The organism is Paracoccus suum (genome assembly GCF_003324675.1).
GTDB classification, from domain to species: Bacteria; Pseudomonadota; Alphaproteobacteria; order Rhodobacterales; family Rhodobacteraceae; genus Paracoccus; species Paracoccus suum.
Window position 1 is genome coordinate 3,145,272 of record NZ_CP030918.1, and the last position, 13,533, is coordinate 3,158,804.

The 13,533-nt window shown below is 66.2% G+C and carries 13 protein-coding genes and 1 tRNA gene; 6 read left to right on the top strand and 8 right to left on the bottom strand.

Going from position 1 to position 13,533, the window contains the following annotated elements; genetic code table 11:
• Positions 1–6: 6 nt before the first annotated feature.
• From trkA to hflX, 4 genes are all read left to right on the top strand, one after another.
• Positions 7–1,383, top strand: coding sequence for a Trk system potassium transporter TrkA (gene trkA, locus DRW48_RS15285; RefSeq protein WP_114077145.1), 1,377 nt, complete (start codon positions 7–9; stop codon positions 1,381–1,383).
• Between the two features lie 12 nt (positions 1,384–1,395).
• The gene (locus DRW48_RS15290) at positions 1,396–3,009 is read left to right on the top strand and encodes a TrkH family potassium uptake protein (protein WP_114077146.1); all 1,614 of its coding nucleotides are present in this window, start codon (positions 1,396–1,398) and stop codon (positions 3,007–3,009) included.
• A gap of 112 nt (positions 3,010–3,121) precedes the next feature.
• The gene (gene hfq, locus DRW48_RS15295) at positions 3,122–3,355 is read left to right on the top strand and encodes an RNA chaperone Hfq (RefSeq protein ID WP_114077147.1); all 234 of its coding nucleotides are present in this window, start codon (positions 3,122–3,124) and stop codon (positions 3,353–3,355) included.
• Positions 3,356–4,702 carry a GTPase HflX gene (gene hflX, locus DRW48_RS15300; RefSeq protein ID WP_114077148.1) on the top strand — a complete coding sequence of 449 codons (1,347 nt, stop codon included), beginning with the start codon at positions 3,356–3,358 and terminating at the stop codon, positions 4,700–4,702.
• A 5-nt stretch (positions 4,703–4,707) separates the two neighbouring features.
• Here the strand turns inward: hflX and DRW48_RS15305 are convergent, their stop codons facing one another.
• Positions 4,708–4,935 carry a hypothetical protein gene (locus DRW48_RS15305; protein ID WP_114077149.1) on the bottom strand — a complete coding sequence of 76 codons (228 nt, stop codon included), beginning with the start codon at positions 4,933–4,935 and terminating at the stop codon, positions 4,708–4,710.
• A gap of 108 nt (positions 4,936–5,043) precedes the next feature.
• Between DRW48_RS15305 and DRW48_RS15310 the strand changes: the two genes are divergently transcribed.
• Positions 5,044–5,295: a DUF2312 domain-containing protein gene (locus DRW48_RS15310; RefSeq protein WP_114077150.1), complete on the top strand. Its 252-nt coding sequence runs from the start codon at positions 5,044–5,046 to the stop codon at positions 5,293–5,295.
• A 131-nt stretch (positions 5,296–5,426) separates the two neighbouring features.
• On the opposite strand, the gene DRW48_RS15315 is transcribed toward DRW48_RS15310, so the two are convergent.
• Positions 5,427–6,323 (bottom strand): hypothetical protein, encoded by an 897-nt coding sequence (locus DRW48_RS15315; RefSeq protein WP_114077151.1) that lies wholly within the window; start codon positions 6,321–6,323, stop codon positions 5,427–5,429.
• Between the two features lie 99 nt (positions 6,324–6,422).
• Between DRW48_RS15315 and DRW48_RS15320 the strand changes: the two genes are divergently transcribed.
• Positions 6,423–6,497 (top strand) — tRNA-Thr (locus DRW48_RS15320).
• A 32-nt stretch (positions 6,498–6,529) separates the two neighbouring features.
• On the opposite strand, the gene DRW48_RS15325 is transcribed toward DRW48_RS15320, so the two are convergent.
• From DRW48_RS15325 to DRW48_RS15350, 6 genes are all read right to left on the bottom strand, one after another.
• Positions 6,530–7,483: an ABC transporter permease gene (locus tag DRW48_RS15325; RefSeq protein WP_114077152.1), complete on the bottom strand. Its 954-nt coding sequence runs from the start codon at positions 7,481–7,483 to the stop codon at positions 6,530–6,532.
• Between the two features lie 6 nt (positions 7,484–7,489).
• Entirely contained in the window at positions 7,490–8,791 is a 1,302-nt protein-coding gene (locus tag DRW48_RS15330) for an ABC transporter permease (protein WP_114077153.1), read from the bottom strand.
• An 84-nt stretch (positions 8,792–8,875) separates the two neighbouring features.
• A complete protein-coding gene (locus tag DRW48_RS15335) occupies positions 8,876–9,958 on the bottom strand; it encodes an ABC transporter substrate-binding protein (RefSeq protein WP_114077154.1) in 1,083 nt (360 codons plus the stop codon).
• Positions 9,959–10,057: 99 nt separating this feature from the next.
• Entirely contained in the window at positions 10,058–11,152 is a 1,095-nt protein-coding gene (locus DRW48_RS15340) for an ABC transporter substrate-binding protein (RefSeq protein ID WP_114077155.1), read from the bottom strand.
• A 94-nt stretch (positions 11,153–11,246) separates the two neighbouring features.
• Positions 11,247–12,326 (bottom strand): ABC transporter substrate-binding protein, encoded by a 1,080-nt coding sequence (locus DRW48_RS15345; protein ID WP_114077156.1) that lies wholly within the window; start codon positions 12,324–12,326, stop codon positions 11,247–11,249.
• A gap of 57 nt (positions 12,327–12,383) precedes the next feature.
• A complete protein-coding gene (locus DRW48_RS15350; RefSeq protein WP_114077157.1) occupies positions 12,384–13,487 on the bottom strand; it encodes an ABC transporter ATP-binding protein in 1,104 nt (367 codons plus the stop codon).
• Positions 13,488–13,533: the final 46 nt, after the last annotated feature.

Sequence of the window (13,533 nt, forward strand, 5' to 3'; positions counted from 1 at the left end):
CGCGGCATGAAGATCATCGTATGCGGTGCCGGCCGGGTGGGCTGGCAGATCGCCCGGCAACTGGCGGCCGAAGGCAATGACGTCACCCTCGTCGACATCGACGCCGAAGTGATCCGGCGCGCGACTGATGAGCTGGACGTGCGCGGTGTCGCGGGCTTTGCCAGCCATCCCGACGTGCTGGACCGCGCTGGAGCGGCCGACTGCGATCTGATCATCGCCGTGACCCCGCTCGACGAGGTCAACATGGTCGTCTGCGAGGTCGCCCATGCGGTGTTCGAAGTGCCGCGCAAGATCGCCCGGCTGCGCAGCCCCGCCTATCTGGACGCGCTCTGGTCGGATCTTTACCGCACCGACCGCCTGCCCATCGACGTCGTCATCAGCCCTGAGCGCGAGGTCGCGCAAGCCGCCTACGAGCGGCTGATCGCCCCGACCGCCTTTGCCACCGGCAGCTTCCTGGGCGGGGTCGCGCAGCTTTACGGGCTGGTGCCGGAGGAGGGCTCGGCAGTCATCGGAACGCCGCTGCGCCAGCTGTCCGAGCTGTTTCCGCAACTGCGCGCCCTGGTGCTGGCGATCGAGCGGGACGGCCGCTTGTTCGCGACCGAGCCACGCGATCAGGTGCTGGCGGGCGACCGGGTCTATGTCATGGTCCATGCCGAGGACGCGCCGCGCACGCTGGAACTGTTCGGCCGCGCGCTGCGCCATCCCGGCCGGGTCGTCCTGATCGGCGGCGGCCCCGTGGCGATTGTCCTCGCGCAGATGCTGGAGGGCGCGAAGCCGCCCGCCAAGGTCACGGTGATCGAATCCCACCTGGCCCGGGCCGAGGCAGCGGCGGATGCCCTCGACGGCACGCTGGTCCTGCATGGCGACGGGCTGCGGGCCGAGCTTCTTGCCGAGGCCGGCATCGCCCACGCCGATGCCGCCGTCGCCATGACCGGCGATGACCGCGTCAACATCCTCGCTGCGATCCGCGCCAAGCAGCTTGGCGCTAACCTGAGCATTCCGATCATCAACGATGCCGGTCTTGCGCCGCTGATGGACGCGGTGCCGCTGGACGCCTGGATCGACCCGCGTGCGGTCACCGTCTCGACCATCCTGCGGCACATCCGCCGCGGCCGGGTGCGCGATGTGCGCCTGATTGGCGAGGGCGCGGCCGAGGTGATGGAGGCTCAGGTCCTGCCGCGCAGCGGCCTTGCGGGACGCACGATGACCAGCGTCGGCCTACCGCCCGGCGCCATGTTCGGCCTGGTACGGCGCGGCGACAAGATCCTGATGCCGCACCCGACCCTGCGCCTTGAGCCCGGCGACTTGGTCTGCATCCTCGCCGTCACCTCGGACATGCCCGAGGTCGAGCGCCTGCTGCAGGTCGGTATCGATTATTTCTAGGAAAGCCCTGCAATGATCCGCCCAACCGAGTTGCCGCTGATGCTGCTGCTGGCGGCCGTGGGCGCGGCGGCCATGCTGGTGCCAGCCGTCCAGGCGGCGCTGATGGACGACTGGCGGCTGGCACGCATCTTTGTCACCGCTTCGGCGGCCACGGGCCTTGTCACGGCGATGCTGGCCCTCGCCAACGCGGCGAACCCGCGGACCGGGCGGCTGGGGCGCAGCCACGGCGGCCTCGCCAGCCTTGCCGTGACCTATGCGCTGCTACCCGCCGCCCTGGCGCTTCCGTTGGCCATTGCCCTGCCCGACACGGGTTTTCTGAACGCCTGGTGGGAAATGCTGTCCAGCCTGACCACCACTGGCGCCTCGCTTTACGATCCGCGCATCCTGCCGCTGCCGCTGCATTTGTGGCGCGGGTTGGTCGGCTGGCTCGGCGGATTGCTGATCCTGTCGGCCGCGGTCGCGATTCTTGCGCCGCTGCAGGTCGGCGGGTTCGAACTGGTATCCGCGCCGCTCGCCGCGTCTTCGGGCTCGGACCGCCGCCAAGCCTCGGTCGCCCCGCGCGTCGGCGCAGCCCGCCCCGCGGTCGAGGGCGACAGTTGGCGCATCATCCGCGCCGCACAGTCGCTGATGCCGATCTATGGCGGGGTGACGCTGGCCCTGTGGACCGGGCTGACCATCGCTGGCGGCGGCGGCTTTTCGTCCCTGATGCGCGCCATGGGCACCGTGTCCACCTCGGGCATCGCCTCGGTGGCGGGGCCGGTCGGGGCTGCCAGCGGCTTTGCGGGCGAAGTGCTTGTGGCCGCTGGGTTGGCCCTGGCCCTGTCGCGGCGTTTCTGGCGGGGCGGCGATATGCTGCAAACCACCCGCCGTCTTCGTGACGATCCGGAGTTGCGGCTGTCCCTGGCCGTCGTGATCTTTGTCACCCTCGCCGTGTTGCTGCGCCATATGGTTGCCGTCGCGGAGGAGCCGGCAACGGCCGCGCCGCATTCGGCTTGGTGGGCGCTGGGCGACGTCCTTCGCGTCTCGTGGGGCGCGGCCTTTACCGCACTGTCTTATCTGACGACCACCGGCTGGATTTCGGCCGAATGGCAGGACGCGGTGACCTGGTCCGGCCTGCAGGAGCCGGGGTTGATCCTCGCCGGCCTTGCTATCATCGGCGGCGGCGCTGCCACCACCGCGGGCGGGGTCAAGCTGCTGCGCATCGCCGCGCTCATCCGCCACGGCAGTAACGAGATGGAGCGCATTGTCCACCCCGCCGCCATCGCCGGGGGCGGCCCGGCATGGCGCCGGCTGCGAACTGTCGGCGCGTTCCTCGCCTTTGTCTCGTTCATGCTCTTCGCGGTCGCCATCGCGGTGGTCATGCTGTTGGTGACCATGCAGCAGGTCGAGTTCGAGACCGCAGTCGCACTCGCCGTTGCCGCGCTCAGCAACACCGGCCCGCTGATGCAATCGGTGGCCGTCACCCCGGCGCTGAGCGGCGGGGCCGGGATCGCCGGCGCCCCGTGGGAGGGTTGGGCCGGCCTCCCGGGCCTGACCAAGGCAATCCTCGCCGCGGCCATGGTTGTCGGCCGGCTGGAGATCGTGGCCGTGCTGGCCCTGTTCTCGCCGGGCTACTGGCGGCGATGAGGCTGGCGCGCCACAGGCCCCGAATGTAACATCCAACCACCCCGGCATCGCTTGAAAGCACTTGCAAGCATTCGTAAATGTGGCTGGCAAAACAAGAAAAGGTCTTCAGGACATGGCGGCGGACAAACAAAATCTTCAGGACGCGTTCCTGAACCACGTCCGCAAGGCGAAGGTCCCGGTCACGATCTTTCTCGTCAACGGTGTCAAGCTTCAGGGCGTAATCACTTGGTTTGACAACTTTTGTGTCCTGCTGCGCCGCGACGGACAATCGCAACTCGTCTACAAGCATGCGATCTCGACCGTGATGCCGGGCCAGCCGATCAGCCTCTACGAAGGCGAGGACTGATTGTCCGGCGCAAGCTTCGAGACGGCCGAGCGGCCTACCCGCGCCTTTGTCCTGCACCCCGATCTTGCCAGCGGACGCACGCGCCGTGCGCCTGAACATGCCCTGGCCGAGGCAATTGCCCTCGCCCAGGCGCTGCCCGCTATCGAGGTTGTCGGCGGCGAGGTCGTGCGCCTTCGCGACCCGCACCCCGGCCATCTGTTCGGCACCGGCAAGCTGGCCGAGCTGGACGCGCGCCTGGAGGCCGACGAGATCGAGTTGGTGCTGGTTGACGGCCCGGTGACGCCGGTGCAACAGCGCAACCTGGAAAAGGACTGGGGCGTCAAGCTGTTGGACCGGACCGGGCTGATCCTGGAAATCTTCGCCGACCGCGCCCGCACACGCGAGGGCGTGTTGCAGGTCGAACTGGCCGCCCTCAGCTATCAGCGCACCCGACTGGTGCGCGCCTGGACCCACCTCGAGCGGCAGCGCGGCGGCTTTGGTTTTGTCGGCGGCCCCGGCGAGACCCAGATCGAGGCTGACCGGCGCGCCATCGATGACCAGATGATCCGCCTGCGCCGCCAGCTGGAGCGCGTGGTCCGCACCCGTACCCTGCACCGCGCCGCGCGGGCCAAGGTCCCCTACCCCATCGTCGCCTTGGTCGGCTACACCAACGCCGGCAAGTCGACGCTGTTCAATCGCCTGACCGGGGCCGAGGTGCTGGCCAAGGACATGCTGTTTGCCACGCTCGACCCGACCATGCGAGCGATCCGACTGCCCGGTCCGGTCAGCGAGGGTGGCGGACGCAAGGTGATCCTGTCTGACACCGTGGGTTTCATCAGCGACCTTCCGACCGAGCTGGTCGCCGCCTTCCGCGCCACGCTGGAGGAGGTGCTGTCGGCCGACCTGATCCTGCATGTACGCGACATCGCCCACCCCGAGACCGCCGCCCAGTCGGCCGACGTGACCGCCATTCTTTCCAGCCTCGGGGTCGAGGACGACGTGCCGGTGCTGGAAGTCTGGAACAAGATCGACCTGCTCGACCGCGAGGCCGGCGACGCGCTGCGGGCGACCGATGCCCGACGCGAGGACGTGATCGCCGTCAGCGCCCTGACCGGCGAAGGACTGCCCGCGCTGATCGCTGCGGTCGAGGCGCGCCTCGGCAGCGCGCTCGATGCGCCGCGCAGCGATGAGGTGCTGGTGCTCGACTATGCCAACGGCAGGGCGCGGGCCTGGCTGCACGAGGCGGGAGTCGTCTCGGACGAGGACCTGACCGGCGAGGCAGCACACCTGACCGTGCGCTGGACCGCGCGCCAGAAAGCCGCGTTCGAGGCGATGCAGGCACCCGACCCGGCCGAAGCCGAGGACTAATGGCCTTAGCGGGCCAGGAAGACGCCAGCCACGACCATCATCAGGCCCAGCATCGAGGCCAGCAGCGCGCCCATGTTCACCGACACGACCCGCTGCATCCTCGCGCGGAGCAGGGCATCATCGCCCCGGCTTTCGGCCTTGGCAGCGCGGGCCGCAAAGATGCACCAGACAATACCGCCCAAGCCCGCCAGCGTCACTGCCGCGCCAATCCAGATCAGCAGCTCGAGGTTCATGGCATGTCCTTTGTGCAGGGCCCGCCGATCGCTTAGCCCATGATTGCGCGTCCGGGCAAGACCGCCTAGACCCCCGGCCTGTGGAAGCCGAACGGACAGGACGGAACGATGAACGAGCCTCGCAATTATGATGTCGCCGCTGACGAGCTGCGCCAGTTCATCGAGCAGTACGAGCAACTCGAGTCCGAAAAGAAGGATGTCACCGAGCAGCAAAAAGAGCTGATGTCCGAGGCGAAGGCTCGCGGCTATGACACCAAGGTCATGAAAAAGGTGATCGCCCTGCGCAAGCGCGACAAGGACGACATCGCCGAGGAAGAGGCGATCATGGACATGTACAAGGCCGCGCTGGGCATGGTCTGAGGCTGGCGGCCGCCTGCCTCGCCTGAGCTGGCGTGTTGTGACCTGAGGCGGTCGAGCGCGAGATCTGAAAAAGATGGTGTCCCGGCGTCGCCGAGATCCCGCTGAAACTGACGGTCTAGCTCGATAGCCGGTCAGGGGCTGATGAACTCGACCCCCGGCAGGGCCGCAATCTCCGCCACGTCGGCGTCGTAGGCGGCGGTGATGCGGTCGATGATGGTCTGGTCCCAGCCTAGATTCTCGACCGTCAGGGCCACCGCCTCGGGGTCGTGATCCTCCATCAGCGCCGCAGTGGTCAGCGCGCGACGCCGGCCAATGTCGGCCGCGGCCAGCGGCGCCAGTTTAGCCGCGAGGGCCTCGTAGCCCTTCTTGGTCAGCAGGGTTTCGAGCAGCGGATTGTCGTCGACCAGCGGCTCGCCCGCCGGCAGGCCGGCAAAGCGGCGCACCACCTCGGGGAAGATCAGCGGCATGTCCTCGTTACACCAGATGATCAGCCGGCGGCCGCCCAGCTCGGCCAACATGGCGCGCACAGTCGGCGCCCAGCGCAGCATCTCCGGCTTGATGCGCGCGCGCAATTCGGGCGGCACGCGGTTCATCCGGGCCAACAATTGCGAGACATGGGCGGCCGGATTCTTGAGGCCGAGGAAGAACTCGACCTCCGCCGAGGGCACAGTATGCGCCAGCATGCGCATCTTGCCCGGCATGATGCTGCCCAGCGTATCGCCGTCAAACACCCGCCGGGCCATGCCCACCAGGGTCGGCCGGCTGAGAAGCAGGCGCTGGGTACCCTCGTCCTCGATCAGGGCGTCGTGAAGGACTTCCTCGAGGTCGGGGGGTGCCACCCCGCCCTTCAGCGCGTTCAGAGCCTCGTTCAGGATCGGCTCGTTCACGTCGTTCGGGCACAGCTCGACATGCGCGCGGCGCAGCGCCTCGCGGTTGGCATTCAGCGTGCGGATAATCCGCTCGTCATCAGTGCCATGAAGGCCTACGTGGAACGCGATCTGCATCGGCGGGCTACCCTTGCTGGTCATGGCGGCTGGACACTAGCGGCAGGGGGCCGCGGGCGAAACTGGAAATGCGGCTGGCACGCTTGCAGGCCTGCGCCGGCCGCGCTATCGCATCACGGCCGGGCCGGCGTAGCACAGCGGTAGTGCAGCGGTTTTGTAAACCGAAGGTCGGGGGTTCGATCCCCTCCGCCGGCACCAGCAATCCCCTCGCCCCTTTTTCGCAGTCTTCCTCAGCTGGGCGTCACCCCGCGCAGGCGCTCGGACCGACGGCGCAGCATCTCGACCGTGGTCAGCAGCGCGATCGAGAACAACACCAGCAGGGTCGCGGCGGCCAGGATCTGCGGGCTGATCTGCTCGCGGATGCCGTTCCACATCTGGCGCGGGATGGTCTGCTGGTCAGGGCCGGCGATGAAGAGCACGGCCACCACCTCGTCAAAGCTGGTGACAAAGGCGAAGAGCGCGCCAGAGATCACGCCGGGCAGGATCAGCGGCATGATGACCTTGAAGAACGTCGTGCGCGGGTTCGCCCCGAGGCTGGCCGCCGCCCGCGACAGCGATCGGTCGAAGCCGACCAGTGTTGCCGTCACGGTGATGATCACGAACGGAATACCCAGCGTCGCATGCGCCAGGATCACGCCGAGATAGGTGCCTGCCAGCCGGCCGCACGGCGTGGGGTTCCCAGCGGTGGCGAAGATCGCGCAGGGGTTGGAGTAGAAAAAGAACACGCCGGTCGCGGTGATGATGATCGGCACGATCATCGGTGACAGCAAGATCGCCATGATCGGCCGGCGGAACGGCATCTCGGGCCGCGAGAGGCCGAGGGCCGCGAGGGTGCCCAGGATAGTCGCCACGATGGTCGCCGAAATGCCGATGATGAAGCTGTTCTTGGTCGCCCGCACCCATTTCGAATTGTGCCAGACATCCAGCCACCAGTTGCTGTCGCGCGGATAGTCGGGCTGCGCCATACCGAAGGTCAGCAGGCTGTCATACCAGCGCATGCTGAACCCGTCGGGGTCCAGCGCCAGCATCTTTGGCGTGAAGGTAAAGAACGGCTCAGCGTTAAAGCTGAGGGGGATCACCACGATGATCGGGGCGATCAGAAAGATCAGGATCGCGGTGCAAAGCGCGATGTAGAACCAGTGCCAGACACGTTCCAGCGGCGAGGCATAGGTCGGCAGCGCCATGTCAGGTCACCCCAGCTTGAGATTGTCGATGCCGACCAGACGGTCGTAGACGTAATAGAGGATCAACACCCCGCCCAGCAGCAGGGCGGCCAGCGCCGCGGCCAGCGACCAGTTGAGCGTCTCGGTCATGTGCACGGCGATCATGTTCGAGATCAGCTGGCCCGAGCTGCCGCCGACCAGGGCCGGGGTGATGTAGTAGCCGACCGCGAGAATAAAGACGAGCAGCGCCCCTGCCCCTAGCCCGGGCAGCGTTTGCGGGAAATAGACCCGGCGAAAGGCGGTCCAAGAGGTTGCGCCAAGGCTGCGCGCTGCGCGCTCGTAGCTGGGATTGATCGAGCGCATGACCGAATACAGCGGCAGGATCATGAACGGCAGCAGAACATGGGTCATGGCGATCAGCGTGCCGGTGCGGTTGTAGATCATCTGCAGCCGGCTGCCGTTGTCCAGGAAACCCAGCCAGACCAGCAGGTCGTTGATGACGCCCTGCTGTTGCAGCAGCACGATCCAGGCAGTGGTGCGCACCAGCAGCGAGGTCCAGAACGGGAGCAGCACCAGAACCATCAGCAGGTTCGCCTTGCGTGTCGGCAGGGTCGCCAGCAGATGCGCGATGGGAAAGCCGAGGATGAAGGTCAGCCCGGTGATGACCAGCGAGAGGATGAAAGTGCGCAGGAACAGCATCAGGTAGACACGCTGCTGAGGCGCGACCTGCACCACCTTGCCGGCGTCGTTCTTGGTCCGGTCCATCGCGGCGAGGTAAAAATTCGGCGTCAGCGGGCGCGAGGCCTCGCGCATCACGGCCCATAGCGCGGGATCGGCCCATTTGGCGTTTACCTTGGGCAGCGTTTCAATGAACGGCGGCCTCAGGTCATCGACCTTGCGTCCAGTCGAGGTGAACAGCGAGCGCGTGCCGGGGTAGTCGTAGTTGATCCGGGTGCCAACGACGCCGATGGACTTGTCGGCGGCGCTTTTCGCAAGGTCGGACACAAGGGCGGCATAGGCGGCCTCGTCCGGCGGGGTGCCAACGGGATGCGCTGCGAACCACTCGCCGACCGCAGGCATGCGAGCCGAGAAACCATCGTTATAGACCGAGCGGGCGAGCATCTGGCCGATCGGCACGACAAATGTGATGACGATGAACAGCAATAGGGGCAGCACCAGCAGGAACGCCCGTCGCCGCGCCGCGCGCTGCGAGCGTCCTAGCGCCCGCGAAATGGACCGCCCGTCAGCCGCGTTCAGCTGCCCGTCCGGCGCGACGCCGCCCGCATCGATGACGATGGCGGCATGGGGATCGGGCAAGGTGTTGGCCATGGGTGCGGTCCAGCTTTCGGTCAAGGATCGTTCGTCAGGGGACCGGCCGCGACCCCGCGGGGCCGCGGCCGGCAGTGCGTCAGCTCAGCCCGCTAGCCAAGCGTTGAAACGCTCGGTCAGTTCGGCATCGTGGTCGGCCCAGAACTCGGGGTCGTCGAACACAGCCGTCTCGAGGTGCTCGGGCGCAGTCGGCATATGCGGCGCCATATCAGTCACACCGTCACTGTATTTGCCGATCAGCGGGGCCGAGGATTTGCGTGCGGGACCGTAGCTGATCCACTTGGCCTGATTGGCCAGCTGCTCGGTCGCGGTCGCGAACTTGACGTATTCCATCGCCAGTTCGGGGTTCGGCGCGTCCTTGGGAATCACGAACATGTTCATGTCCATGTACTGGCCGTCCCAGATCACTTCGAACGGCTTTTTCTCGGCGACCATGGCGTCGAAAACGCGCCCGTTATAGGCGGTGGTCATCGACACTTCGCCATCCGCCAGCAGCTGCATGGGCTGGGCGCCTGCCTCCCACCACACGACATCCTTCTTGATGGTATCAAGCTTCTTGAACGCCTGGTCGACGCCCTCGGGGGTGTCCAGCGTCTCGAAGATCTTGTCGGCGGGCACGCCGTCGGCAATCAGCGCCAGATAGAGGGTGCGCTTGGGGTTCTTGGGCAGGCCGCGCTTGCCGGGGAACTTTTCAGTGTCAAAGAAATCCGCGGCCTTGGTCGGCGGGTTCTCGGGGAACTTGGTCTTGTCATAGGCAATGACCGTGCCCCAGAGGATGTTCGGCACCGCGCAGTCGTGCAGCGTGTCTGGCAGGAAGTCATCACGGGCCGGGGTCCCGTCCGGCGCAGGCGGCAGGTCATCGGGATTGATTTCGACCAGCGCGCCCTCGTCGCAAAGGCGAATGGCGGGCGCGACCTCGATGTCGAACACGTCGCTGCTGACGTTCTTTGCCCGCACCTGGGCAGTCAGCGGCGTTTGCGGATCGTCCGAGTCGATCATGTTGACGACGATGCCGGTCTTTTCCGTGAACGGCTTGTTGTAGGCCTCGACCTCGGACTTGGAATAGGCGCCACACCAGGATTCGACGTTGATCGACTTGGCCTGCTGGGCAAAGGCCGATCCGGCGGTGCAGCCGATCAGGGTGGTGATGAAGAGCAGCTTTTTCATGCGTTTCATTCCCGTTGGGTGAGAGATGCGCCGGTCCCGTCTTGGCGCGGGGTTTCCGGTGTCGTCAGGCCATGCGCGACCGCACGGGGCGGGCACGCTCTAGCCGGCGAGCCAGGCGTTGAACCGCTCGGTCAGCTCGCCGTCGTGGTCGGCCCAGAACTCGGCGTCGTTGACCAGAGCACTGGCCGAATTGGCCGGGGTGGTCGGCAGGTAGGGGGCCATCTCGGTCTTACCGTCCTTGTACATGCCGATGTTCTCGGCCGCAGATTTGCGCGGCGGGCCATAGGCGATGTATTTTGACAGGTCCGGCTGGCGCGCGGGGTCCGAGGCATAGGCAATGAATTGCATCGCCGCGTCCTTGTTCGGCGCACCCTTGGGCACCACCCAGTAGTCCATGTCGAGGTTCACGCCGTCCCAGATAAAGCCGAACGGCTTTCCCTCCTCCATGATGGCGTCGAAAATGCGGCCGTTATAGGCCAGCGTGATCGTCACCTCCTTGTCCGCCAGCAGCTGCGGCGCCTGGGCGCCGGCCTCCCACCAGACGACATCCTTCTTGATGCTATCGAGTTTCTTGAACGCCCGATCGACGCCCTCCGGGGTCGCCAGCGTCTCGTAGACCTGGTCGGCGGGCACGCCGTCGCCGAGCAGGGCCAGTTCCAGCGAATACTTGGGACGCTTGATGAGGCCGCGCTTGCCGGGGAACTTCGCGGTGTCAAAGAAATCCGCCACGGTCTTGGGCTCACCGTTCGGGAAGGCGCTGGTGTCGTAGGCGATGACAGACGACCAGACCATGATCGCCGTGCCGCATTCGGTCAGCGCATCGGGCAGGTAATCGTCAGCCGCCGGGGTGCCATCGGCCGTGGGCTTGAGGATCGCTGGATCGATCGGCTCGACCAGCCCCTCGTCGCACAGACGCAGCACGTCGGAATGCTCAACCTCGAACACGTCGCCGGAGACGTTCTTTGCCTCGACTTCGGCCTTCAGCTTGGCAGGTGGATCGGCATCATCGATCATCTGGACGGTGATGCCGCTATCCGCCTGGAATGGCTTGACATAGGCCTCGGCCACGGCCGCGGCGAAGGCGCCGCCATAGGTCGTCACGTTCAGCGTGCCCGCCGCCATGGCCGGCGCGGCCGCGGCAGCCATGAGCGCCGCAAGGCCAAGTGCGCCGGGCCCGATCTTTCGTTTATTCATCCGCGTATCCTCCCCAGTTTTGCGGGTCGCCTTTTTCTGGCGGGTCGTCGTGGGGGCGCAGGCGCGCCGCGCCCCCGAAAGAAAGGCAGCGCGATCAGCCGGCCAGCCAGCTGTTGAAACGCTCGGTCAGCTCGCCATCATGATCGACCCAGAAGTCCAGGTTCGAGGCCATGCCCTTGGCGAGGTTCTCGGGCGAGGTCGGCAGGTGCGGCCCCATCGGGACGTCCTTGCCGGCGACATTTCCGACCAGCGCCGAGGCCGATTTACGCGGCGGGCCATAGCTGATCTGCTCGGCGGCCTTGGCGAGTTGCGCGGGTTCGGTGCTGAACGCGATGTAGTCCAGGGCCGCCTGCTTGTTCGGCGCGCCCTTGGGCATCACCCAGCCTTCCATCTCGTAGATCTGGCCGTCCCAGATGATCTCGAACGGCTTGTTCTGCTGCATGGCGGCATCGAAGATCCGTCCGTTGAAGGCATAGGCCATCGTCACCTCGCCATCGGCGAGCAGCTGCGGCGGCTGGGCGCCTGCCTCCCACCAGATGACGTCCTTCTTGATGGTATCGAGCTTCTTGAACGCGCGCTCGACGCCTTCAGGCGTGTCCAGCATCTGGTAAACCTCGGCCGCAGGTACGCCATCAGCCAGCAGGGCCAGTTCGAGGTTGAACTTGGGGCCCTTGCGCATGGTGCGCTTGCCCGGGAATTTCGCCAGGTCGAAGAAATCGGCGGGACCCGCGGGCTTGGCATCCGGAAACTTGGAATCGTCGAAGGCCAAGATCATCGAATAGACGTCGGTCGCGACGAAGCATTCGGTCAGCGCGCCCTCGATGAAGTCGTCCTTGGCGGCGACGCCGTCGGCGGCGGTCAGGATCGCGGGGTCGATCGTCTCCAGCGCGCCCTCGTCGCACAGACGCACCGCGTCGGCATATTCGACAGAGGCGACATCGGCGGTCACGTTCCCGGCCTCGACCATGGCCTTGATCGGGGTCGCCGGGTTGTCGGCATCAGCCACCGAGACGGTGATCCCGGTCTTTTCGGTAAAGGGCTGGTTGTAGGCGATCTTGTGCGATTCGCCGTAGGCCCCGCCCCAATCGAGGACGTTCAAGGTCTTGCCCTGGGCCGAGGCCCCGCCGGCGGCGAGGGCGGTCAGGATAGTCGTCGCAAGCAGGGTTTTAAGCATTGGCAGTCTCCTGTGGAAGGGAACAACGTAACGGGGACGCGGCCTGCAGGCCGACGCCTAGACGGGATCCAGCGCGCGCGCGTCCTGCTTGTGCCAGCCGATGCGCAGCTTCTGACCGGGGGTCAGGCGCACCTGGTCCATGGTGTTGCGGCATTTCATCACGAAGTTATCGCTGCCGGCGACCCGCATCCGGGTGCGCAGGATATCCCCCATGTAGATCACCTCCAGCACCTCGGCCTCGATGGTGTGGCCGCCGGGCGCCATCAACTCGCCCTTGAACTCGACCCGCTCGGGCCGGACCGAGACGTTGGTGCGCTGACCCGCCTCGCGAACGTTGACGGCGGTTGCGTCGATCACCGAGCCGTCGGCAAGCCGCACCACCGCTGCCTCGCCGTCCAGCCGCTCGAGCGTGCCGGGCAGGACGTTGTTCTCGCCGATGAAACCGGCGACGAAGCTGTTCTCCGGCCGCTCGTAGAGGGCCGAGGGGGGCGCCAACTGCTGGATGCGACCGTCGTTGAACACTGCGATCCGGTCGGACATGGTCAGCGCCTCGCCCTGGTCATGCGTCACATAGACCACGGTGATCCCAAGCCGTTCGTGCAGGTGCTTGATCTCGAACTGCATATGCTCGCGCAGCTGCTTGTCGAGGGCACCCAGCGGCTCGTCCATCAGGACCAGCTTGGGGTCAAAGACCAGCGCCCGGGCCAAAGCGATACGCTGCTGCTGGCCGCCGGACAGTTGCGACGGGCGACGGTTCGCGAACTTGCCCATCTGGACCATATCGAGGGCGCGAATGATGCGCTGCTCGCGGTCCGCCTTGCTCATGCCGCGCACTTCCAGCGGGAAGGCGAGGTTCTCGCCAACCGTCATGTGCGGGAACAGGGCATAGCTCTGGAACACCATGCCGATGCCGCGCTTGTGGGGCGGCACCTGATTGATCGGCCGGCCATCGAGCCGGATCTCGCCCTGGGTCGCTGTCTCGAACCCCGCCAACATCATCAGGCAGGTGGTCTTTCCCGAACCCGACGGCCCCAGCATCGTCAGGAACTCACCCTTGGCGATGTCGAGGTTCAGGTCTTTGACGACGAGCGTCTGACCATCATAGCTTTTCTGGACATGGTCGAAAACGACAAAGCCGCGTTCCCTGGTCGGGTCTGTCAACAGGTTCTCTCCCGGTCGTGGTCGTTTCTGTTTGCTTGTTGACCTT